At 29.9% G+C, this 22528-nt stretch carries 22 protein-coding genes; 14 read left to right on the forward strand and 8 right to left on the reverse strand.

The window, feature by feature from the left end:
• The first annotated feature begins 8 nt into the window (after window positions 1–8).
• The 4 genes from ACZ5B9_RS05230 (at window position 9) to ACZ5B9_RS05245 (ending at window position 3141) form a co-directional block, all read left to right on the forward strand.
• Window positions 9–692 carry a response regulator gene (locus tag ACZ5B9_RS05230; protein ID WP_464423655.1) on the forward strand — a complete coding sequence of 228 codons (684 nt, stop codon included), beginning with the start codon at window positions 9–11 and terminating at the stop codon, window positions 690–692.
• A 37-nt stretch (window positions 693–729) separates the two neighbouring features.
• Window positions 730–2094 (forward strand): sensor histidine kinase, encoded by a 1365-nt coding sequence (locus ACZ5B9_RS05235; RefSeq protein WP_464423656.1) that lies wholly within the window; start codon window positions 730–732, stop codon window positions 2092–2094.
• Window positions 2095–2477: 383 nt separating this feature from the next.
• Window positions 2478–2756 (forward strand): PepSY domain-containing protein, encoded by a 279-nt coding sequence (locus tag ACZ5B9_RS05240; protein WP_036070863.1) that lies wholly within the window; start codon window positions 2478–2480, stop codon window positions 2754–2756.
• 31 nt (window positions 2757–2787) lie between these two features.
• Complete coding sequence (locus ACZ5B9_RS05245) at window positions 2788–3141, forward strand: PepSY domain-containing protein (protein ID WP_464423657.1); 354 nt, start codon at window positions 2788–2790, stop codon at window positions 3139–3141.
• A gap of 199 nt (window positions 3142–3340) precedes the next feature.
• Here ACZ5B9_RS05245 and ACZ5B9_RS05250 read toward each other — a convergent pair whose 3' ends face one another.
• Window positions 3341–4285 (reverse strand): ROK family protein, encoded by a 945-nt coding sequence (locus ACZ5B9_RS05250; protein WP_464423658.1) that lies wholly within the window; start codon window positions 4283–4285, stop codon window positions 3341–3343.
• A 290-nt stretch (window positions 4286–4575) separates the two neighbouring features.
• Between ACZ5B9_RS05250 and trpS the strand changes: the two genes are divergently transcribed.
• The 3 genes from trpS to ACZ5B9_RS05265 all read left to right on the forward strand — a co-directional run bounded on the left by trpS (window position 4576) and on the right by ACZ5B9_RS05265 (window position 6827).
• Window positions 4576–5550 carry a tryptophan--tRNA ligase gene (gene trpS / locus ACZ5B9_RS05255; RefSeq protein WP_036070869.1) on the forward strand — a complete coding sequence of 325 codons (975 nt, stop codon included), beginning with the start codon at window positions 4576–4578 and terminating at the stop codon, window positions 5548–5550.
• Window positions 5551–5661: 111 nt separating this feature from the next.
• Window positions 5662–6552 carry a lysostaphin resistance A-like protein gene (locus ACZ5B9_RS05260; RefSeq protein ID WP_464423659.1) on the forward strand — a complete coding sequence of 297 codons (891 nt, stop codon included), beginning with the start codon at window positions 5662–5664 and terminating at the stop codon, window positions 6550–6552.
• Between the two features lie 92 nt (window positions 6553–6644).
• Window positions 6645–6827 (forward strand): hypothetical protein, encoded by a 183-nt coding sequence (locus ACZ5B9_RS05265; protein ID WP_039901140.1) that lies wholly within the window; start codon window positions 6645–6647, stop codon window positions 6825–6827.
• 320 nt (window positions 6828–7147) lie between these two features.
• Here ACZ5B9_RS05265 and ACZ5B9_RS05270 read toward each other — a convergent pair whose 3' ends face one another.
• The 7 genes from ACZ5B9_RS05270 to ACZ5B9_RS05300 are packed head-to-tail and all read right to left on the reverse strand — an operon-like array spanning window position 7148 to window position 13465.
• A complete protein-coding gene (locus ACZ5B9_RS05270) occupies window positions 7148–7672 on the reverse strand; it encodes a gamma carbonic anhydrase family protein (RefSeq protein ID WP_464423660.1) in 525 nt (174 codons plus the stop codon).
• Window positions 7673–7691: 19 nt separating this feature from the next.
• On the reverse strand, window positions 7692–8462 hold the full coding sequence (trmD, locus tag ACZ5B9_RS05275; protein WP_464423661.1) for a tRNA (guanosine(37)-N1)-methyltransferase TrmD: 771 nt from the start codon (window positions 8460–8462) through the stop codon (window positions 7692–7694).
• A gap of 35 nt (window positions 8463–8497) precedes the next feature.
• The gene (gene rimM / locus ACZ5B9_RS05280) at window positions 8498–9007 is read right to left on the reverse strand and encodes a ribosome maturation factor RimM (protein WP_464423662.1); all 510 of its coding nucleotides are present in this window, start codon (window positions 9005–9007) and stop codon (window positions 8498–8500) included.
• A gap of 24 nt (window positions 9008–9031) precedes the next feature.
• On the reverse strand, window positions 9032–9448 hold the full coding sequence (locus tag ACZ5B9_RS05285; protein ID WP_464423663.1) for a PTS-dependent dihydroxyacetone kinase phosphotransferase subunit DhaM: 417 nt from the start codon (window positions 9446–9448) through the stop codon (window positions 9032–9034).
• A gap of 36 nt (window positions 9449–9484) precedes the next feature.
• Window positions 9485–10048, reverse strand: a complete 564-nt coding sequence (locus ACZ5B9_RS05290) for an RNA methyltransferase (protein ID WP_026746164.1) — start codon at window positions 10046–10048, stop codon at window positions 9485–9487.
• Window positions 10049–10069: 21 nt separating this feature from the next.
• Window positions 10070–11155, reverse strand: coding sequence for an O-antigen ligase family protein (locus ACZ5B9_RS05295; protein ID WP_464423664.1), 1086 nt, complete (start codon window positions 11153–11155; stop codon window positions 10070–10072).
• A gap of 51 nt (window positions 11156–11206) precedes the next feature.
• Entirely contained in the window at window positions 11207–13465 is a 2259-nt protein-coding gene (locus tag ACZ5B9_RS05300; protein WP_464423920.1) for a peptidase U32 family protein, read from the reverse strand.
• A gap of 326 nt (window positions 13466–13791) precedes the next feature.
• Here ACZ5B9_RS05300 and ACZ5B9_RS05305 point away from each other — a divergent pair, with 326 nt between their 5' ends.
• From ACZ5B9_RS05305 to secA, 7 genes are all read left to right on the forward strand, one after another.
• Window positions 13792–14235 (forward strand): DUF3290 family protein, encoded by a 444-nt coding sequence (locus tag ACZ5B9_RS05305; protein ID WP_464423665.1) that lies wholly within the window; start codon window positions 13792–13794, stop codon window positions 14233–14235.
• 55 nt (window positions 14236–14290) lie between these two features.
• The gene (locus ACZ5B9_RS05310) at window positions 14291–14923 is read left to right on the forward strand and encodes a DUF421 domain-containing protein (RefSeq protein ID WP_464423666.1); all 633 of its coding nucleotides are present in this window, start codon (window positions 14291–14293) and stop codon (window positions 14921–14923) included.
• A gap of 213 nt (window positions 14924–15136) precedes the next feature.
• A complete protein-coding gene (locus tag ACZ5B9_RS05315; protein WP_464423667.1) occupies window positions 15137–16351 on the forward strand; it encodes a saccharopine dehydrogenase family protein in 1215 nt (404 codons plus the stop codon).
• Between the two features lie 189 nt (window positions 16352–16540).
• Complete coding sequence (locus tag ACZ5B9_RS05320; protein WP_147005697.1) at window positions 16541–17581, forward strand: BMP family lipoprotein; 1041 nt, start codon at window positions 16541–16543, stop codon at window positions 17579–17581.
• Window positions 17582–17837: 256 nt separating this feature from the next.
• Window positions 17838–19142, forward strand: a complete 1305-nt coding sequence (locus tag ACZ5B9_RS05325; protein WP_464423668.1) for a thymidine phosphorylase — start codon at window positions 17838–17840, stop codon at window positions 19140–19142.
• Between the two features lie 155 nt (window positions 19143–19297).
• The gene (locus tag ACZ5B9_RS05330) at window positions 19298–19702 is read left to right on the forward strand and encodes a hypothetical protein (protein ID WP_464423669.1); all 405 of its coding nucleotides are present in this window, start codon (window positions 19298–19300) and stop codon (window positions 19700–19702) included.
• 63 nt (window positions 19703–19765) lie between these two features.
• Window positions 19766–22426: a preprotein translocase subunit SecA gene (gene secA, locus ACZ5B9_RS05335; RefSeq protein ID WP_464423670.1), complete on the forward strand. Its 2661-nt coding sequence runs from the start codon at window positions 19766–19768 to the stop codon at window positions 22424–22426.
• The last annotated feature ends 102 nt before the right edge of the window (window positions 22427–22528 follow it).

The raw sequence follows: 22528 nt of genomic DNA on the forward strand, positions 1-22528 counted from the left end.
TTTGAATAATGAGAATTTTAGTAATTGAAGATGAAAAAAATTTGAATGATATAATTGTAAAAAAGCTGGTATTAGAAAAATATTGTGTAGATAGCTGTTTTAATGGAAAAGATGCACTTGATTACATTTTTTCAGCTGAATACGATGTTATTGTTTCTGATATTATGCTTCCAGGAATAGATGGATTTAAAATTTTAAAAAGAATAAGGGAAAAAGGTATAAAAACACCAGTTTTACTTCTCACTGCAAAAGATGGTATAGAAGATAGGGTAAAAGGGCTTGACTATGGAGCTGACGACTATCTTGTGAAACCATTTGCTTTTGACGAGCTTATGGCTAGGATAAGAGTACTTTTACGTAGAAATCCGACAACTAATAATTCTAATGCAAGTAATGTTTTTTCAATTGCAAATTTAACTGTTAATTGTAAATCTCACGATGTTTTTCGAGATAAAATCTCTATAAAATTGTCAACAAGGGAATTTACGATTTTGGAATATATGATTAGGAATAAAGAGCGTGTCTTGTCTAGGGAACAAATTGAGCAGCATATTTGGAATTATGATTATGAAGGTGGCACAAATGTAATTGATGTTTATATAAGGTATTTAAGACGAAAAATTGATAAGGATTTTGAACCTAAATTGATTCATACAATTCGTGGAGTTGGATATGTGTTAAAGGTTGAATAGGTTTTAAATCTTAAATAAAAAGGAATAAAAATAAACAATGAAAAGATTTTTTAATAACAGTTCAATAAAGTTAAAAATTGGCTTATGGTACATGGGAATTATGATTTTGCTTGTATTTTCATCGCTGGCTATAGTTTTTTATATAAGTGAAAATATTATTCATTCAAGTGTCCGTACTTATTTGAAAGATGTAGTCAAACATAGACTTGACTATTTAACTATAAAAAATGGAGAAATTATCATCGACAGCAATTTTGATACAATGATTCAAAATGTGGAAATTGCTATTTATGATAAGGATTTTAAATTTCTTTATGGAAATTCGCCAAATGGCTTTGAGATGGATAACAGTAAATCTAAAGACGATAAAATTATGATAATTAGGAGTAACAATCAGAAATGGTATGTTTATAACAAAACAATCAAGCTGGATAACTATGGAAAAGTCTGGATTAGAGGTGTAATGCCTAATATTGGCCAATCAAGTGCGATTGAAACAGTTATCCAGATTTCTATTATAATTTTACCATTTTTCCTTATACTTTCAGCAATTGGTGGTTATGTTATTACACGAAATGCGTTTAGACCGATTGAACAAATCAGAAGAATTGCAGAAAAAATTAATGAAGGTAACGATTTATCTCAACGAATTAATTTGAAAAAAGGTGATGACGAACTTCATATACTTGCAAATACCTTTGATGTCATGTTTGACAGACTTCAGGCATCCTTTGAAAATGAAGTACAATTTACTTCAGATGTTTCACATGAGCTTAGAACTCCAATTACAGTAATTTTGACACAAGCTGAATATGGAAAAGGCTATATAAATTCAATTGAAGAAGCTAAAAAGTCCTTTGGAATTATCGAAAAGGAAGGGCAAAAAATGTCAAAATTGGTATCCCAGCTACTAACTTTAGCAAGAATGGAACGTGGAAAGCAAAAGTTAAAGCTGGAACATATTGATTTAAGTGAATTAATTGAAATGACAATAGAAACACAGATTTCAAGTGCAAATACTAAAAATATAAAATTTATTACAAAAATCGCTCCTGCAATTTATGTAAATATTGATGAAATGATGATAATTCGTGTTTTTACAAATTTAATTTCAAATGCAATTTGTTATGGAAAGCGAGATGGAACAATAACAATAGAGCTTTTTTCTGAAAATGATAAAATTATCAGTAAAATTTCTGATGATGGAATAGGAATTGAAGAAGATAAGCTAGATAAAATATGGTTACGTTTTTATCAGGTGGATTCTTCCAAAAGTGGTGATAATTCAGGACTAGGGCTTTCAATGGTAAAAAAAATTATAGAACTGCATAATGGAGAAATTTTTGTAGAAAGTAAAATTGGAAAAGGGACGACTTTTACAATAATTTTAGAAAAAATTTAATTGTAAGATAAAAAACAAAAACAACATTCTGATTAATTAAAAAAGCACTCTATAACTGGACTTTTAACACAAAATAATATACAAAAACTAAAAAAATTTCAAAAAATGAAAAAAATTTAAAAGTTCTCATTTTTCTTTAATGTTTGTATGGTATTATTAACTTGTCAGAAAGGATGGTACATTAGCTCAACATTAATACCAAACTGTTACTCAAGTAAAAAATAGCATTTTATAAAAATGCATATGTGAAAAATGAAAAAATTAGATTTAGAAGAAAGGAGAAATTTATTAAGTAATTGTATATTATTAAACTTATTGAAGAAAAAAGTTAGGTTATAGATAATAAATAATAGACATAATTACAAGGAAAGGGATGATAAGCTATGAAGAGAAATTTTTTAAAGATTACATTATTCGGAATGTTAATCATCTGTTCGTTAGTGGTAGCTGCGAATAAAGAAAGGAAAAAAATAACTGCAATTAAAGCGAAGCAAATAGCCTTAGCTAAAGTCCCTGGAGCAACATTTGCAAATGTTCTTGAATTTAATTCAGAAAATAATAATTTCTATAAAGGACAAATTATTTATAGAGGTGTTGCTTATAACTTTGAAATTGATGTTTATAATGGGAAAATAATTAATTGGAGTGAAGAAAAAAAATAAGAATTTAAAAAAGAGTTATGGAGAAAAAAAGATGATAAATAAAATTAAAAAAAGAGGATTTAATAATACAATTGCTTTAATAATATTTCTTCTTTCTGTCAATTTGATGGCGAAAGAAATTAGTGGTATGGCTAAAAATGATATAAAATTAGTACCAATGGTAAGCATAAAAACTTCTGATGCACAAATAACACCAAATAGAGCAAAAGAAATTGCATTGGCACATGCTGGTGTTTCAGAATCGGCTGCCAATTTTAAACAGATAAAGCTAGATAATAAAAGTGGAAAAGCTGTTTATGTAATAGAATTTATTGCAAATAAGCTAAGATACGAATTTGATATTGATGCTAGCAGCGGTTCAATTATAAAATTTGAAAAAAGATAAATAAAAAGAAAGACTATATGGAAAATTAATAATAATCTATATAGTCTTTTTAATATGCTTAAATTCTATACTATTGTTAAATAAAATAGCAAATTTAGTATAAGATCTTAAAAAAAACAGTTCTTGTTATCAGAAAATAAATAAAATATAAGTTTTGTTTTTTAAAATAGTCTTAGCACCGATATTATTTGTTTGTAAATTACATCATTCCAAGATAAGCAGCACCTAAAATTCCTGCATCATTCCCAAGAGTTGCTGCAACAATTTTTAAATTTTCCAAAATTGATGGGAACGCCACGTCTTTTAATTTTTCTTTTACACGATCAAACAGAAAATCTCCAGCAAGTGCAACTCCCCCACCAACGACTACGATTTCAGGATCTAATATGCTAAGTAAATTTCCGATTCCCAATGCTAATTTTTCTGCTTCATAGTCTACAATGTCAATTGAAAATGCGTCTCCTTTTTTAGCAGCATCAAATACATCCTTTGCTTCCAAATCTCTACCTTTTGTCATTTCATAAAGCAAGTTTTGTCTATTTACTGCAAGACGGCTTTTTGCTTCACGAATTATTCCTGTAGCAGAAGCATAGGCTTCCCAGCATCCTTTTTGCCCACATCCACATAATTTTCCGTTTGGCTCAATTTTAATATGTCCAACTTCTCCACCTGCTCCGTGTTCTCCACTTACAAGTTTTCCATCGACAATAATTCCGCCACCAATTCCAGTTCCTACAGCAAGCCCTAATACATTTTTATATCCTCGCGCAGCACCTTTCCACATTTCTCCAAGTGTAATTACATTAACATCATTATCAGCTTTTACTGGTTTGCCAAGATTTTTTTCAAATTCCAATGCCAAATCTACTCCGTGTTTCCAAGGGAAATTTGCCCAAAACTTAACAACTCTAGAATTTAACACAGGTCCTGGCACTCCAACACCGACTGAAACAACATCATCAAAATTAATATTACTTCCTTCAATTTGAGTAATCAAAATTTTTGATAATCTTTGAATTGTTTCAGAAAAACCTTCCATTGAATCAGTTTTCACAATAGTAGTAAAAATAATATTTCCTTGTTTATCAACAAGCCCAATTTTTGTGTTAGTTCCTCCCAAGTCGATTCCTACATAATATTTCATATCTCCTCCTAAGTCTAATTTTATTTTATTTACATAACGCATAGCAAAACATCTTTAAAATTAATTATTATATCAATATAAGTTTACCTTATTTCTTCGACTTTTTCAATATTTTACAAAATTTTTTTTTAATGATATAATGTAAATATGTTTTTTAAAGAAAAAGAATCTGTTTAATAATCTAATTTTTAAATGGAATACTTATGGATAGGTAGGGGTATTTAAAAAAATTATAGAATAAAAATTAAGTTATTGGACAAATTTAATAATACAGAATTATGGAGGTTTTTATGAGAAGTTTATCGGGAATACAACCCAGCGGGATTTTACATATTGGAAATTATTTTGGGGCTATTAAGCAGTTTGTAGAGTTGCAGGATGAATATGAAGGATTTTATTTTTTGGCAAATTATCATGCTTTGACGTCTTCACCAAAAGGAGAGGATTTGAAGGCTAATACAATTGGTGTAATTTTGGACTATTTGGCTTTGGGGCTGAATCCTGATAAATCAACGCTGTTTTTGCAGTCAGATGTGCCTGAACATGCTGAATTATCTTGGATTTTATCGAACATTGCTCCAATGGGGCTATTAGAAAGAGCTCATTCATACAAGGACAAAGTTGCGAAGGGAATTAAGCCAAATGTGGGGCTTTTTACTTATCCAATACTTATGGCTGCTGATATTTTAATGTATTCGCCAGATATTGTGCCTGTTGGAAAGGATCAGAAGCAGCATTTGGAAATGACTCGTGATATTGCAACTAAATTTAATGAAACTTACGGCAAGGAAGTGTTTAAATTGCCAAAAGAAAAAATCGTTGAAAATGTAGCAACTGTGCCAGGAACAGATGGTGATAAAATGAGCAAGTCCTATGGAAATGTAATAAATATGTTTGGTTCAAAAAAAGCCTTGAAAAAACAAATAATGAGCATTGTAACCGATTCAACGCCTTTAGAAGAACCAAAAGATCCTGATAACAACATTACAAAATTATATGCTCTTTTTGCAACAGAAACGGAAGTGGAAGCGCTGAAGGAAAAATTCAGAGCTGGAAACTTTGGATACGGACACGCTAAAAATGAATTGTTTGATAAATTCATGGATTATTTTTCTCCATTCCAGAAAAAAAGAGAAGAGCTGGAAAATAATATGGACTATGTATATGGAATTTTGCGAGAAGGTGCAAATAAGGCTAGAAGCATTGCAACTGCGAAGATGGATGAAGTTAGAGATGTTGTGGGGCTTTTGAAGAAAAATTATTAGTGATTTTGTTTGAAAAAATTTATTTTAATTATGAAGAAAAGGCATGTTTAAGTGTCTTTTCTGACTTTAAAAATTTTGCGATGATATTCATAAAACAGGAGGCAGAATTGAATGAAGAGAATAGTGAATTTAAAGGATAATCCAAGAAAAGATGTTTTTTTTATTCCACTTATAATTTATATGCTTCATCTAGTATTTATGATTTTTGTGAATAATAAAACATTAGTTATAGAAAGTCACATATTTAGACATATATACATGTTTAGAATATATAGATGGATACTTAGTCTTCCAATAATTTATTATTTTTTAAAGACTTATAATAAATATGAATATTTTAAAACGAATGAAAAATTGAATGTAAAAGACTTTAATACATATTTTGCACTAGTTTTTTTCATAGGAAATATCTGTAATTTATTGATTATATCAATATTTAAATTTAAAGGAAGAACTCCTTTAATAAATGAGCCTTTGTATATAGATGTAATAATGGCAGTATTTGTAGCACCAATATTGGAAGAAATTGTATTTCGTGGAGTTATAATGAATAATTTGAGAAAATATGGAATTAGAGTAGCAATAATTATTAATTCGCTTCTTTTTGGGCTATCTCATTATAACATAGAGATGATTGTTCCAGCATTTTTGACAGGCATTGTCTTTTCTTATGTTGCGTATAAATATTCAATAAAATATTCTATTTTAATACATTTTTTTATAAATGCAGTAACGAAAATATCTCAAGCTTTAATTCTTTTAAGAGTTGAGTTAATTTTAATTCTAGTTAGTCTATTTTTTGCCTTTTTAATTATCTTTTTATTAATATTTTTTATAATTGGACTGGCAAAAGGAAGATACAAGGAGATATTTTTTATTTTAAAATTAAATGTTGAAGATAGGAAGAAATTAGCTGAGTTTGTGAAAAATGATTTTCTGTATCTGCTGATAATATTTGCGATTGTAGTTTCTAATTTTTTCTTTAATTATAAAATATTTTAATTAATAAGTAATTTCACAAAATATTTAAATTAGAGTAATATATACGCAGAAGGATAAAATAAATTAAAATATCGTTGGTGGAGGTAAAAATTGTGAGCAGTAAAAAATATCAAAATTTATTAATTATAGTAACCTCTGTAATTTCTTCCATACTTGGAAGCAAAGTTATTGATATGTACGGATGGATTCCAGGATTATTGACTGCAGCAGCGATAGGTGCTGTTATTGGGTTAGGTGGAAAGTATTTGTTTAAGTTTTTTAATAAAACTGAATAGGTAATTTTTAATATTGTGCTAGAAAGGGAGTTTCTGTATGTTTTAAAACTCCTATTTTGATATATTTTAAGCTATATAACATAGTCTGTAATTCAAAATGTATTAACATTTACTATTTAAACAGAAATAATAGAAAATAGTTTATTTTATAATTTTCAGTATTTCATTTTTCCCATTTTTATCATTTTAGCTTCATTGTTATTAAAGTACAAAGTAATTTTCCAATTTTATTGCTCCTAAGAAAATATAAAAATATCAATAGTGAATAAAAAAAGACAACCTTTAGGCTGCCCTTAAACAAACTACACTTTATACTTTTTTTAGACATTCTCTTTTTTCAGAGCTTTAGCAAACAATTTTCCATTTTTCACATAATGGTCAGCATTTTTTTGAATATGTTCTATCTCTTCATCAGTCAGTTTTCTCACTATTTTAGCAGGACTTCCTAAAATGAGAACACCTTTTTCGTAAGGAATTTTATGAGTAACTAAAGAACCTGCACCTATAAGACAGTTAGGAGCGATTTTTGATCCATTTAAAACTGTGCTGCCCATTCCTACGATTACATTATCTCCTATTTCACAGCTATGAAGTATCACATTATGACCTACAGTAACATTTTCTCCCACAACACAGGGAAGTCCAAAATCAGTGTGTAATGTCGAATTATCCTGAACATTGCTATTTTTTCCTATAGTTATTTTCTCCACATCTCCTCTTAGTACCGCACCGAACCATATATTTACTCCGTCATTCAGTTCTACATTTCCCATAACATCAGCACTTTCAGCAATAAATACCTCTCCCGATATTTTAGGTTTTATCCCGTCCAATTCATAAATCATCCTGAATACACTCTCCTAACTACATATCTTTCTTTTTCAAATACTTTTTATAAATTTTTTTAAATTCCAAATCCTCATCAATATTTTCCAACTTTTTCTCAAACAAATCCATTCTATTCTTCATAGTTTTCTCAATCGAATGAAATTGCCGGTATTCATCTATTTTAGCATGATTGCCGCTTCGCAGGACTTCTGGAACGGTGTATCCGTCAATTTCTACGGGCCTTGTGTATTGCGGAAAGCCTAAAAGTCCGTTATAGAAAGAGTCAGTTTCAAAGGATTCTTTTTTTATTATGCCTTCTTTTATACGGATTACAGAGTCCATAATTACAAGGGAAGGTAAATCGCCACTGCTTAAGACGTAATCTCCAATGGAAATTTCTTCATCTACAAATTTATCAATTACTCTTTGGTCCAGTCCTTCGTAACGACCTGAAATAAGTACGATTTCTTCTTTTTCTGAAAGTTCTGTAACTTTGTTGTGAGTCAGCTGTTTTCCTTGTGGGGATAAAAAAATTACATAAGGTTTTTTTGAATTTTCATTATTTTCGTTGATATAAAACTCGTAGTTTTCGTAAAAGAAGTTCCAGTAGGCTTCTGGCTTTAAAACCATTCCAGCACCGCCGCCAAAAGGGATGTCGTCCATCTGGCTGTGTTTATTTCTGGCATAATCCCTTATGTTTACGATGTTAAAGTCGATAATATCTCTTTCGGATGCTCTTTTTAGTATAGTTTGGGATAAATATTGTTCAAATAATTCTGGAAATAGTGTAAGTACGTTAAATTTCATTGATTTTACCTCTTGCGTTTAGTTTCAAATTCTTTTTATTCTCTCATTCCGTCAATCAGGCTTACTTCGATTCTGTTATTTGGAAAGTCTATTTTTGTTACAAATTCATCAATTAATGGAACCATAATTTCTTTTTTTGTATTAATATCTTCTATAATTAAGATGTTGTGTGCTGCAGTTTCCATAACATCTGTAACTTCTCCAATTTTTTCATTTTCAGAAAATACTTCTATTCCAAACAGGTCTTTTACATAAAACTCATCTTCATTTCTTTCAGGAAGTAAATCACGACGAATTTTGACTTTATAGCCATTCAGTTCCTTCGCGGCATTAATATTGTCAATCCCTTCAAAGTCCAAGATTGCTTTTTTATCATTTAGCCTTTTTACATTTTTTACAACAAATAATCTTTTTTTGTCGTTTTTTTCAAGAAGAACACGTTCATTCTCGATAAGTTCAATATTTTCAAAAATTGAGTTAATTTTGACACTTCCACGTAAATGGTGTGTTCCGACAATTATTCCTATATTTATTAAATTTTCCATTTTTTAGTTAAATTTCTCGCTTTCTTAAATTTTTTTCAATTTTGTAAACTTTCTGCTGTCTTCTGCAATCATTTTCAATTCATCCAGATCTATTTCATCGAAGTTGGCTGCAACTGCTGAAATTACTCCTTCCACTAATGGAGCATCTGCAATTTTTGCTTCAACTTTTCCTTCCAGCTCTTTTATTGCCTTAGCTGCATTAAATACAGAACTTCCCATATCTACGAAAACAAGTACTCCAGCTCCATTATCTGCTCGGATTATTGCTTCTTTCACATTCTCTACATTTGTTCCATAAACTTCTCTTTTTACATCTCCCCCGTTTTCCAATGCAAATTCTTCCTGTTTAAACACTTTTACAAAATTAATAATTTCCTGTGCAAGTGTGTTACTGTGGCTAACTACCACAATTCCTACTAAGTTATGATTATTTTCTTTCATTTTTTATTTATGTCCTTTCATATTATGGTTATATTTTTAGTTTTCTCCTAGCAATCTGTCTAAAATTATTGAAACAGCACTTCTGACACACAAATGATTATATCTGGTATTCCCGCGGATTGGCTCCAGAATTTTATAGGATAAATCCATAATTTCATTTGTAAGTCCCCATCCTGTTCCAAATAAAATTAAATACGGAGTATTATCTTCCACGATTTCCTTGCCTAAATCAGCATATCCAACAGTATTTGGGAAAATTTTTGCTGAAGTTGTAATAATTTTTGGTTTTTTTCCTTCAATTTTTTCAATTGTTTCTATAGCACTTTGGACAGAATCTTCAAGTTCTGTATTTTCAAAGGCTTCGTTTCTATTTTTGTTAAATTCTATCCCATTTCCTTCAGTCCAGTAGCCGATAATTCTGCCAGTCAGCTCTTTCTGGGCATCAACTGGAGTTATAATGAAATATTTTTTTATATCATAAGTTCTGCAAGTCCTAGAAATATCGTGTATATCAAAGTTTGTGACAGAAGTTGCCACAACATCGTTATTTCTGTTATAAACAGGGTAGTGGACAAGCCCCACATATATGTTATCTCTCATTTTGGTATTCCTTTCAGTTTTTTATTTATTTCGTTTCTGCCTGTAGCCACGTATCTGTTCATTTTGCTCCTTATAAGATAAGGCCATAATAAACAGCAGTACAGTTTGTATCCAGAAAATTGCAAAATCGGTAAAATTATGTACTACAATTCCAGCAATTAGAGCAATTTTTAATACATTATTTCTGTCATTTCTCAAAATATCATACAAGTAGCGTAAAAACACAGCAAATAATGCTATTGTTCCAATTAGTCCGTAACTTAAAAGCAGTTCTACAAGTGCATTATGTGAATGTGGATACACATAATTGGTAAATTTGTAGTAAAAAAAGTTTCCATGTCCATATAAGATATTGGTTTTTTTAAAAATTCTAAACGCCATATCAATAATTTCGACTCTTAGCCAGAAATATTCTATTAACGTACTTTCACGCAAGAATGGGAAAACGCCTGAAACTACTCCCAAAATATATGATAAAAGAATTAAAATACATCCAGCAAAATATCTTCTTCGTAAAAAGTAGAAAAATAATGTAAATATTCCTAAAACAACTGCAATTAACGAAGATCTTGAACCAGTAAGCAGTATTGTCAGAATATTCATTAAAAATACAGCAAAATTAATTTTTGATTTTTTTTCAAATGTAAAATATAAATTTATGATTGCAGACATCATCATAATACTTCCTAGATAATTCGGATTAAAGTATGCAAAATATCCGATTCTGTTATGTGTGAATAAAAATTCTCCCATTCCCACTAAAAGTGAAATTCCCGAAAATTTTGCCATCCATTCCAAATTATTTTTTTTAAATTCTACATCAACAATTAACGTATAATAACGTCCAACTATGATACACAAAAATATTGGGATCGCCATTAGACCTAAAATATTTTTATAAAAGGCGGAAGTTATAAGTGAAAATCCCAAAACAATTCCCACGGTAATGAGCGACTTGTCCTTAAATATTTTTTTATATTCTCCAGTTATAAATATATTTATTAATATTAGAATGCTAAATAAGACAACTAAAGCATAATGTATAAAAATTGAAGCACCTAAAAGTAAATACAATTTTTCCAGATACTTCTGATTTTTTGTTTCCAAGTTTCCTCCTTATAGTTATAATAACATAGTAAAACTAAATTTTAAATTTTTTTATAAGACTCCCTGCTCAAAGGCATAAGGAGTATATTTGCCACTTTTTGTATCAATGCTTTTAATAATTTTTTTCACTTCCGTTGCTGTTTCAAATGTGAAATCTAGCCTCAATTCATCTAAATTCAGTTCATAAACATCATCCAGCCTTGGTATCAGATTCATTGGCTTGTCTAGATAGAGTTCAATATTATCAAGTTCATTTTTTACAATTTTGTACTTGTCATAAAATTCGCCTTCCAGCTCCTTGTATTCCTTATCAAAAATTTTATGTTCGATATACATTCCTTTTAGGTAACCGTAAATCACAAGCCCTTTTTTCAGTTTATCAGATTTTATGTTTTTTAATTGCCGATAACTTAATTCTGGCGATAAAAATACTGTTTCAAGATTTTTGAAAGTAGAAAACATCTCGATTGTATGATTATTGAAAACATTTAAGTTCCAGTCCAGCGTTTGTCCTTTTACTCCAGTTTTTTCTCCCATAATTGCCTGATAAAGATTGGAAACTAGATTTGTACCTGTTTTTATCTTATCTGTTTTTGACAAATTCTTTTCCTTTGCAACGTCAAACTGTTTTCGGTAAATTTTTGTTATTCCCATTTCATGGCAGGCGTTTTCCTGCTCATCATTTGTAACAAGTGCTGAAATAACAGGTTTTTTATTATCTTTAAATTTTTCATTTTCCAGATTAATCGGTTCAAAATTATATTTTTTTCGCTCAATAGCAGTTCTTTTATAAGAGCCAAGCAATTTTTCCAAAAGTTCTGAAACGCATTCTCTTTTGAGATTTTTTAGTTCACTAAAAGGAATGAACGAAGTTCCATCATAATCAATCTGAATTTTACCAAGTTCAAAAGTCGTATCTCCAAGTTCACCAATTTTCTCTGCGATTTGCTCTTTTGTAATCAATTTTTTGGCATCTTGTTCAATAAGACTCCCTTTCTTTGTCACAGAAATTATCTCATTTTTCAAATTTTCAATTTCCAGCGTAAGTTCGATTTCCTGCCCTTTTTTTGCAAGTAATGTCGCATTAACAGTGGCATATCTTTTAGAAACTTTTATATTATGGATAATTCTGTCATTAATTTCTTTAGAATAATTTTTGTAAATATATTTTGTTCCTTTTGGTAATTTTCCGATTGAAACAATGTCAAATCTACTAGCCTTTTGAACTTTTTCTTTCTCATTGTGACTATTTTGCTTTTTATTTTTCTTTTCAGAATTTTCATTTTTTCCAGCTTCAATAATCCGAATTTTATTTACATATTCTCCGCCAATCTGCTCAAAATTCTCATCTACAAATTGAACACCATCTCCTAAAATAAGCTCATCATCAATTTTAAAGTTATTTGATTCTCCAATTCTTGCTCCAAGAAAATATCCAAAATTTGAAGAATATTTAAAGTTCATAAGTTTGTTATCCAAATAAAAATATCCTTTTGAATATCCACGGTTAAACAACTTATAACTTTCCGTCGGACGTGGAGTACCTTTTAAAATATTGTCATAGTAGCTGACAGTCTCGAAAACGTACTCACTCGATTTTTTACGTCCCTCAACTTTTATCGCATCAATTCCAATATTTTTTAACATATTGATTTCTTTTTCCTGTAATAACTGATCATTCGGGCTTAAAAAATAAGCACTTTCTCCATTTTCATCTGTAAACTTTTTACGGCAGGAATAGGCACAAAGTCCACGGTTTCCGCTTCTTCCTCCAATAAAGCTGCTTATATAGCAATTTCCAGAATAAGAAATACAAAGTGAACCTGATACAAAGATTTCCAGCTCAATATCAGTTTTTTCACGGATACTTTTTATTTCTTCGAATGAAAGTTCTCTTGCAAGACAGACACGAGTAAGTCCTAATTCTTTTAATTTATTGGCTTCTACATGATTTGCCACAGTCATCTGCGTACTTCCATGAATTTTTAAATTTGGAAAATTTTCCTTCAAAAACTTAACAAATCCCAAATCTTGTACAATGAACCCATCAATTCCGTGTTCATAAACTCTTTTAATATTGTTATACATGCTGTTAATTTCGCTATCCTTTAAAATTGTATTCAAAGTCATAAGTGTCTTAACTCCACGTGAATGAGCATAATCAATCCCATCGAATACTTCTTGCATTGCGAGATTCTCATTATTTCTTCTAGCTCCAAATCCTTTCAGACCAAAAAATACTTCATTAGCTCCAGCTTTCACAGCGGAAACTAGTTTTTCATAATTTCCAGCTGGTGCTAAAATATTCATTTTTCCTTTTTTATCAAAATTTATATCTTGTTCCAATTTAATTTTCTCTCCATTTTTCTAAAAGTTTTATCTTATATATTATAGCAAATTTGGTATTTTTTTCCAATTTATTTTTTAATAAACTTGAAAATTATAAAAAATATTTATTAATAATCATTTCTTGATAAACTTTCAATAAAAATCACTAATTTGAAAATTTTAAGAATAAAATTTAGAAACATATTTAGAAATTCAAATTATTTTTTTTATAAAACTCTTTATTTTTTGATAAAAAAATGATACTATATAGGATGTAAATTATAAAGAAAGGAGAGAATGCTAAAAATATGGAATTTTATAATTTTATTTATTTAGAGAATAAAAAGCTTGTAATTGACAAGTTTTTTCTTATTATGATTATTTTTGTAATTGCATTTGTATTATTTGCATTCTGGAAATGGTTTAAAGGAAGTATTTCTTTAAGAGATAATCAGCTTAGTATGCTTGGTTTGATGTTTATTTTCTTGTTTGGATTGTATCATTTTGAAAATTACAGAGCTAATAATAATCGGGAAAAAGTTTATAAAAATTCGGCAAGCGTTATCAAAAAATTAGCTGAAAAATTTAAAGTTGGAGAAAATGAGATTTTTATAAATACTCCCGAAATAACAGAACATACAGTTTATAAAATAAGGGATAAGTTTTATCAGATTCATTGGGTAGACAATAATATTCTGGTTGAACAAATGACAGTTCCTTATGTAGATGAAATTAAAACATTTAAAGAATAGCGAAATTTCTTGTTTTTTAAAAGGAAAGATAATAAAGAAAGTGAGATGATGTAATTTGGATTTTATAATTCCTGTGGCGATAAAACTTACAATTGGATTTATTGCTTTAGTAGTATTTATGAATTTAAACGGACGAAGCCAGCTGGCACCGACTTCAACAGAAGATCAGATAGGAAACTATGTTCTTGGGGGAATTATTGGTGGTGTAATTTACAATCCGAGCATAACAATAGTTCAGTTTTTAATAGTACTGTTAATATGGGGACTGTTAATGACAACAATAGATTTTCTAAAAAATTCAAGCAAAAATGTAAAAAAAATGATAGATGGACAAATTGTATACTTAATAAAAGGTGGAAAAATGCTAACAGAAAATTTTGCTCAGGCAACTCTTTCTATTCCTGATTTCTACACGAAATTAAGAACAAAAGGGATTTTCAAAGTATCGGAGATTGAAGATGCATTTATGGAATCAAATGGACAATTAATTGTTATACAAAAAAATGATGAAAATTATTCAAGTTTATTAATTTCGGAAGGAAAAATTCTGCAAGAAAATCTTGAACATATTGGAAAAGATGACAAATGGCTTTGGGAAGAACTTGCAAAGTATAATGTTTCTGATATTAATGATATTTTTTTAGTTGAATATGATGGCGATGATAAACTTTTTATTGTGAGAAAATAATTTTAAATAAAAGATACTCAGACAGTAGTGTGATATTGCCTGGGTATTTTTTGTATACAGAATAGAAAAAAGTAAAAAAAACAATTTACAGAATAAAGATTTTACAGTATAATATGAACAAAGGAAAATAGAGTGATATTATTGAAAATAAATGGTTAGAAAAATTTTGAAATAATATTTAGAAGAATAAATTTATATTGAGGAGGAAAATTAATGGGAAAAAAAGCATTAGTAATCGGAGCTGGAGGAGTATCAAATGTAGTGTGTCACAAATGTGCACAAAATTCGGAAGTATTTAGTTCAATTATGATAGCTAGCCGTACAAAGGCAAAATGCGATGAAATCAAGGAAAGAATTGAAAAAAGTAAATATGCTGGAAGAATTGAAATTCAAACTGCAAAGGTGGATGCAAATAATGTGCCTGAGTTAGTGGCATTGATTAATGAATATAAGCCTGATATTGTGATAAATGTGGCTTTGCCATATCAAGATTTGACAATTATGGATGCTTGTCTTGAAACTAAGACTGATTATTTGGATACAGCAAATTATGAGCCATTGGACACAGCCAAATTTGAGTATAAATGGCAATGGGCTTATAGAGAAAAATTTGAAAAGGCAGGGATTACCGCTATTTTAGGAAGTGGATTTGATCCAGGTGTTACTGGAGTGTTTTCAGCGTATGCACAAAAGCATTATTTTGATGAAATAAATTACATTGACATTCTTGATGCAAATGCAGGAAATCATGGTTACCCGTTTGCAACAAACTTTAATCCAGAAATTAATATTAGAGAAGTTACAGCTAATGGAAGTTACTGGGAAGATGGAAAATGGGTAGAAACAGAACCGATGGAAATTAAAAGAGTGTACAATTTTCCACAAATCGGTGAAAAAGATATGTACTTACTGCACCACGAAGAATTAGAGTCGCTTGCAGTTAATATTAAAGGTATTAAAAGAATTAGATTCTTTATGACTTTTGGACAAAGTTACCTGACTCATCTAAAAGTGCTTGAAAATGTTGGGATGACTTCAATTGAGCCAATAGAATTTGAAGGAAAGCAAATTGTTCCATTGCAATTTTTAACAGCAGTATTGCCTGATCCAGCTTCACTTGGGCCTAGAACAAAAGGTAAGACAAACATCGGGAACATTTTCAGAGGTAAAAAAGATGGTGTAGAAAAAACTTATTACGTATACAATGTTTGCGATCATGAGGAATGTTACAAAGAAGTTAGTTCACAAGCTATTTCTTACACAACAGGAGTGCCTGCAATGATAGGAGCTGCAATGGTACTTACTGGTGAATGGAAAAAGCCAGGAGTGTTTAATGTAGAAGAAATGAATCCAGATCCATTTATGGAAGCATTAAATAAATTTGGACTACCTTGGGTTGAAGATTTTAAACCGACATTGGTTGATTAAAAAAAATATTACAGTAAAATAAATTTTTGAAAATCAGACTGCTGAAAGATGTTAGATTTTACATTTTTTAGCAATTTGATTTTTTTTTATAAAAATTTTTAAAAAATTTGTGAAGATAGTATTTTAAAATTTAAAAAAATAGGGTATAATTAAGTATGAAAAAAATATAAAATTTTATAGGAGGAGAAAATGAAAAAAATTGTTACAATTTTTAGTGTAATTTTTGCATTAATGTTAGTCGTAGCTTGTGGAAATAAGCCAGCTACAGGAGAGCAGGTAAAAGATGGTAAAACATCTGCAGATGCGACAAATTCTAAAAAAGCGGTTGCAGTAGTGTATTCTACTGGAGGTAAAGGTGACAAATCATTTAATGATGCAACTTTCAGAGGATTAGAGAAAGCACAAAAAGAATTAGGAATCACTTTTAAAGAATATGAGCCAAAAGACCCGTCAACAGAAGCAAAAAATGCTTTAACACAATTTGCAGAATCTGGAGAATTTGACTTGATTATAGCAGTTGGATACAGCATGAAAGATTCATTAGTTGCAGTAGCTCAGGCTTTCCCTGATCAAAAATTTGCAATAATTGATGAAACTGTAAATGGACTACCAAATGTTGCTTCTATTTTGTTTAAAGAACAAGAAGGATCATTCTTGGTAGGAGCATTGGCTGGAATGATGGACAAAACAGGAAGTATTGGATTTGTGGGTGCGAACGAATCTGAATTAATTAAGAGATTCTATGCAGGGTATACACAAGGTGCAAAATATGTAAAACCAGATATCAAAGTTTTACCTGTATATATTGGTGGAACTAACTCATTTAACGATCAAGCATCAGCAAAAGCTAAAACTGAAACATTAATTCAACAAGGTGCAGATGTTATTTATCATGCTGCTGGAGCAAGTGGACTAGGAGTATTCCAAGCAGTTAAAGAAAAAAATGTTTATGGAATTGGTGTGGATTCTAACCAAGATAATTTGTATCCAGGAATAATTTTGACATCTATGATGAAATATGTTGATAACGCAGTATTTGATGTTGTAAAATCTACTATAGATGGAAAATTTGAAGCAAAATTACAAGTTTTTGGAATCAAGGAAAATGGAGTAGGAACAACTAACTTTGAATTTACAAAAGATAAAATTGGAGAAGAAAACATCAAACGTCTTGAACAAATTAAACAAGACATTAAAGATGGTAAAATTCAAGTAAAACCTGCATTATAATTATTTTTCAAAAAATAAAACATAAAAATTAAAGTGTAAAAATTTACTAAAATAAGTTATTTGAATACTCAGTACAATAATAAATGGTTGTTTGAGAGTGGAAATTGATTGATTGCCATTCTTTTGCAACCTTTTTATCTTTTCTTTATTCTTTACCTTAAAATTTTTATTAAACTATTAATCTGAAATTGGAATAAAAAGATTTTAATTTTTAAAATGGAATTTAATAATATCAAAATATTTAGGAGATGATTTTATGAGAGCAGTTGATATAATTGAGAAAAAACGTGATAATCTTAAACTGTCTGACACAGAGATAGAGTTTTTATTAAATGAATATTTGGCTGGAAATGTACCTGATTATCAGATGTCAGCATTTCTTATGGGAGTTTACTTTAATGATATGACACAGGAAGAACTGTTGAAATTTACAATGGTAATGAGAGACTCTGGAGATGTGATAAAATTTGATGAGATAGATAGATTTCTTGTGGATAAGCATAGTACAGGAGGTGTGGGAGATAAAGTTACAGTAATACTTTCTCCTATTTTATCAGCACTTGGAATGGGAAATGTGAAACTATCTGGAAAAGGACTTGGACATACTGGAGGAACAATTGACAAGTTTGAATCAATTCAAGGATTTAAGTTTTCAGCAACAAAAGAAGAGCTTGTAAAAATTGCCAATAAAACGGGAGTTGGGCTGATGGGCTATAGTGACAAAATTGTTCCTCTTGATAAAAAATTATATTCTTTGCGTGATGTAACTGCAACTGTACCAAGTATTCCATTAATTGCAAGCAGTATTATGAGTAAAAAATTAGCAATTTATTCAGATGTCATAATTCTTGATGTAAAAGTTGGGGATGGAGCTTTTATGAAAGATTTGGAACAAGCTAAAAAATTGGCTCAAAGAATGATTGAAATTGGAAAAGGTGCTGGAAGAAAAGTTAAAGTTGTGCTTAGTAATATGGATGAACCGCTTGGACACGCAGTTGGGAATGCAAATGAAATTATTGAGGCTATTGAGTTTCTAAAAGGAAATTGTGCAGCTGACGTAAAAGAAGTTGTTTATACTATCGTAGGACTTGCCTTGAAAGAAAAGGGTGAAGTAACAGAGCTTAGTGAAGCAAAAGAAAAAATTGACGAAGTAATAAAAAATGGAAGCGCATTGCAAATATTAGCAGAATTTATTGGGGAAAGTGGCGGAAATAAAGAGCTTATAAATGACTATAACTTACTTCCGAAAGCTAACTCTGTAATGGAAATTTTTTCTGAAAATGAAGGATATGTAAAAAAAATAAAGACAGAAGAAATTGGAAAAGCCGCAATGATTATAGGTGCTGGACGTGCGAAAAAAGAAGATGAAGTTGATCATGCAGTTGGAATTAATATTTTTAGAAAAGTTGGAGAAAAAGTATCAAAAAATGAAAAAATCGCCGAAATATATTACAATGATGACAAAAATGTGCAAGATTCTAAAAATATGATTTTGGATGCATATGTAATAACACCAGAAAAAGTTGAAGAACCGAAGGCAATTTTAGAAATAATAGAATAATTTTAAAGTTTTATAAATGCGTTTGATGGAATTTTTAGGATTAAATTTTTAATTTTTTATTTTGTCAAAGGCATTTTTTTTATAATAGACAAAAAGCACAATAATATGATATAATAAATAAGTTTTTAATAAACTAAAATATTGAAATTTTAGGAGTGAGAAAAATAGTTATAGATAAAAGAAAAAGAGTAATGCTCGTTATGACTTGTATTCTCTTTATGATGACTTATTCGAGTCTTTTGGGGACAGCTAGTTTTAGTCATAAATTAAGTGTTTTTGTAGATGAGAATGATTTGACCCATGAGGATATTCGAGATTTGATTGTGAAAATTAATCAACTTGAAACTATAAACAATAGGCGATTGACAAAGGAACTAAAGAAAATTGGAAAACGTAAGGAGAAAGAAAAGGAAAAACATAAAGATAGCCTTTTTTTGTCATTTGAAAAAAAACAAAATATCATTTTTTATAAAACTTATGATAAAATTCCTAAAAGTATTGGAAATATTAGTGCTTTTTTAATGAAAAAAGATGAAAATAATTTACGGACACGAGAATAAAAATCAAATATTTTAAAGCCTGTAATTTTAAAAATTTAATATATGAAAGGAAAATTAGAAAAAATGTTAAAAAAAATAGGAGAAAAAATATTTGGTACATCAGATGAAAGAGAAATCAAAAAAATGCAAAAATTGGTAGACAAAATTAACGAGATTGAACCACTTTTTGAAAAACTGACAGATGAGCAATTAAGCCATAAAACAGTTGAATTTAAAGAAAGATTAGAAAAAGAAACACTTGACGATATATTAGTGGAGGCATTTGCAACAGTTAGGGAAGCTTCTAAAAGACTTATGGGTATGCGTCACTATGATGTTCAGCTCATTGGTGGAATGATACTTCATAAAGGTTGCATCGCAGAAATGAAGACGGGGGAAGGAAAAACTCTGATGGCAACACTGCCAATTTATTTGAACGCATTGCCAGGTAAAGGAGTACACGTTGTAACGGTTAATGATTATCTTGCAAAACGTGATAGAGATATTATGGCCGGACTTTTTGAGTTTTTGGGACTGACTTCAGGAGTTGTTGTTGGGAATATTACACCAGAACAAAGAAAAGCTGCTTACAACTGTGATATTACTTATGGAACAAATAATGAATTTGGATTTGATTATTTGAGAGATAATATGGTGGCAGAACTTGATGAGAAAGTGCAACGTGGGCATAACTATGTTATTGTCGATGAGGTAGATTCAATCCTAATTGATGAAGCAAGAACGCCACTTATTATTTCGGGAGCAGCAGAAGAAACTACAGAATGGTACAATACTTTTGCAGAAGTTGCAAAAAAATTAAAAAGAAGCTACAAAACTGAAGAAATTAAAGATAAGAAAAATACTGTAATTCCTGATGAAGATTGGGAAGATTATGAAGTTGATGAAAAATCACACACAGTTACAATTACTGATAAGGGAATTAAAAATGTTGAAAGAATGTTAAAAATTGATAATTTATATTCGCCAGAATACGTAGAACTTACTCACTTTTTAACACAGGCATTGAAAGCAAAAGAATTGTTTAAACTAGACAGAGATTATATTATAAACGATGACAATGAAGTTATTATAGTAGATGAGTTCACTGGACGTTTGATGGAAGGAAGACGTTATTCAGATGGACTGCATCAAGCAATCGAAGCAAAGGAAAAATTGGAAGTTGCTGGAGAAAACCAAACTCTTGCGACAATTACGTTACAAAACTATTTCAGAATGTATGAAAAATTATCAGGAATGACAGGGACTGCAAAAACAGAAGAAGACGAATTTAAACAAATCTACAGCTTAAAAGTTATTGTAGTGCCTACAAATAAACCTGTTGCTAGAGTAGATTTAGCCGATGTTATTTATATGAATAAGAACGCAAAATATAAAGCAATTGCAAGAAAAATAGAAGAACTTTATCAGAAAGGACAGCCAGTTCTTGTTGGTACAGCTTCTATTCAGCATTCAGAAGAAGTATCTGCATTATTAAAAAAAGCTAAAATTCCACACGAAATATTGAATGCTAAGCATCATGAAAGAGAAGCGGAAATTATAGCACAAGCAGGACGTTTTAAAACAGTAACAATTGCAACAAATATGGCAGGACGTGGAACGGATATTAAACTTGGGGGAGATGCAGAGTCGTTTGCTACAAAAGTTGCGGTAAAAGGAACACCTGAGTATGAAGATGTTTACAGAGCATATGTAAAAGAATGTGAAGAAGACAAGAAAAAAGTGCTTGAAGCTGGTGGATTATTTATTTTAGGAACAGAAAGACATGAAAGTAGACGTATTGATAATCAGTTAAGAGGACGGGCAGGGCGTCAAGGGGATCCTGGAACATCAGAATTTTATTTGTCGCTTGATGATGATTTGATGAGATTATTTGGTGGAGATAGATTAAAAAGCATGATGAAAATGTTAAAAATTGACGAAGATGAAGAAATTCGTCACAAACAAATAAGTAAATCTGTTGAAAATGCTCAAAAACGTATTGAAAGCCGAAACTTCTCATCAAGAAAGAGCCTTATCGAATATGATGATGTAAATAATACTCAAAGGGAAGTTGTTTATGAGCAAAGGGATGCTATCTTGAAAAATGAAAACTTGAAAGAGTTAATTACAAATATGATTTCAGATACTGTAGATGATATTGTGCATTCTGCGTATGTTGGTGAAGATAATGGGGAGAAAGACTTCAATTTATTATCAGATAAACTTCACGAAATATTTGAATATGAAGTTTCAGCAGATTTAGCAAATGCAAGTGCAGATGAGATTTCAAATAGTGTTTACAATGATTTGGTAAGAATTTATGATGAAAAAGAAGAAGCAATTGGAGAAGAAATTTTTAGAAGAATTGAAAGATACATTATGCTGGAAGTGCTAGATTCTAAATGGCGACAACATTTGAAAGATTTAACAGAACTGCGTGAAGGAATAAGACTACGTTCTTATGGACAAAGAAATCCTATTCATGATTATAAAATTGTGGCTTATGAGATTTATAATGAAATGATTGACGCTATAAAACGTGAAACAAGTTCATTTATCTTAAAATTAAGAGTTCGTAGTGAAGAAGATACAAACAACTTGACTCACGAAGAAGTTTCAAATGTAAGATACGAGCATGAGGAAAATGAGATGATAGGTGATGATATTTCAGATAGAGCACCAAATGAATCACACCGTCCCCTTTCAAGAAGAGAAAGAAGGGAACGTGAAAGAAGAAATGTATAATTTTGAAAAATTAAAAAACTTACTAATTTTAAATAAAAAATATTCATATTTTTATAAGTTTTGGTAAAAATTGTTTTTCTTAGATTAATTTATTTTATAAGG

The organism is Leptotrichia sp. SK-5 (genome assembly GCF_055387215.1).

Coding starts and splice junctions, on each gene's coding strand:
- rimM (WP_464423662.1), bottom strand. CDS start 9,007: ATGGAAAATTTAATAAATATAGGAATAATTGTCGGAACACACCATTTA.
- ACZ5B9_RS05235 (WP_464423656.1), top strand. CDS start 730: ATGAAAAGATTTTTTAATAACAGTTCAATAAAGTTAAAAATTGGCTTA.
- ACZ5B9_RS05305 (WP_464423665.1), top strand. CDS start 13,792: ATGGAATTTTATAATTTTATTTATTTAGAGAATAAAAAGCTTGTAATT.
- secA (WP_464423670.1), top strand. CDS start 19,766: ATGTTAAAAAAAATAGGAGAAAAAATATTTGGTACATCAGATGAAAGA.
- ACZ5B9_RS05240 (WP_036070863.1), top strand. CDS start 2,478: ATGAAGAGAAATTTTTTAAAGATTACATTATTCGGAATGTTAATCATC.
- trpS (WP_036070869.1), top strand. CDS start 4,576: ATGAGAAGTTTATCGGGAATACAACCCAGCGGGATTTTACATATTGGA.
- ACZ5B9_RS05250 (WP_464423658.1), bottom strand. CDS start 4,285: ATGAAATATTATGTAGGAATCGACTTGGGAGGAACTAACACAAAAATT.
- ACZ5B9_RS05300 (WP_464423920.1), bottom strand. CDS start 13,465: ATGAATATTTTAGCACCAGCTGGAAATTATGAAAAACTAGTTTCCGCT.
- ACZ5B9_RS05290 (WP_026746164.1), bottom strand. CDS start 10,048: ATGAGAGATAACATATATGTGGGGCTTGTCCACTACCCTGTTTATAAC.
- ACZ5B9_RS05320 (WP_147005697.1), top strand. CDS start 16,541: ATGAAAAAAATTGTTACAATTTTTAGTGTAATTTTTGCATTAATGTTA.
- ACZ5B9_RS05325 (WP_464423668.1), top strand. CDS start 17,838: ATGAGAGCAGTTGATATAATTGAGAAAAAACGTGATAATCTTAAACTG.
- trmD (WP_464423661.1), bottom strand. CDS start 8,462: ATGAAATTTAACGTACTTACACTATTTCCAGAATTATTTGAACAATAT.
- ACZ5B9_RS05230 (WP_464423655.1), top strand. CDS start 9: ATGAGAATTTTAGTAATTGAAGATGAAAAAAATTTGAATGATATAATT.
- ACZ5B9_RS05285 (WP_464423663.1), bottom strand. CDS start 9,448: ATGAAAGAAAATAATCATAACTTAGTAGGAATTGTGGTAGTTAGCCAC.
- ACZ5B9_RS05260 (WP_464423659.1), top strand. CDS start 5,662: ATGAAGAGAATAGTGAATTTAAAGGATAATCCAAGAAAAGATGTTTTT.
- ACZ5B9_RS05245 (WP_464423657.1), top strand. CDS start 2,788: ATGATAAATAAAATTAAAAAAAGAGGATTTAATAATACAATTGCTTTA.
- ACZ5B9_RS05270 (WP_464423660.1), bottom strand. CDS start 7,672: ATGATTTATGAATTGGACGGGATAAAACCTAAAATATCGGGAGAGGTA.
- ACZ5B9_RS05315 (WP_464423667.1), top strand. CDS start 15,137: ATGGGAAAAAAAGCATTAGTAATCGGAGCTGGAGGAGTATCAAATGTA.